Here is a 369-nt window from a genome sequence, read left to right as displayed (position 1 = left end):
TGCGAGATCCGCATTGGGCGGGTGACGTAAATCAGGCGGCAGAAGACCGCCATTCCATCGCCTCGCGAGGGGCGTGATACGCAAGGGAGACAAGGATGAAAGCGATCAAGATGGCCGCCCTGGCGGCGGCGGGCGTGGCACTTGCAGGCTGCAAGACGGAGTTCAACGCCGAGGTGCCGGTGTCGGCACTTCAAGATCCAGCAGTGACGGAGCTTCCGGCGACGGTGCGGCTGGAAATCATGACCTGCGACGACTACGAGGACAGCCGCAAGCCTTCGGACTCGCTGGTGAAGGCACAGGAGATGATGCCGCGCGTCTTTCCCGCGGCGGAGTTCAAGGAGTGCTATGACCAGGGCATGGATACCTGGG

Annotated in this window: 1 protein-coding gene; it reads left to right on the top strand. The window is 62.9% G+C overall.

Translation table 11 applies throughout. From position 1 onward, the window contains the following. Positions 1-95: 95 nt before the first annotated feature. On the top strand, positions 96-369 hold a 274-nt coding region (locus tag IOC61_RS15995), incomplete at its 3' end, for a DUF7424 family protein (protein WP_229333205.1).

The organism is Halomonas sp. KAO (assembly GCF_015595025.1).
GTDB lineage: Bacteria > Pseudomonadota > Gammaproteobacteria > Pseudomonadales > Halomonadaceae > Halomonas.
The sequence above is the reverse complement of the archived record's forward strand: the minus strand, read 5'-3'. Positions and strand labels throughout refer to the sequence as shown.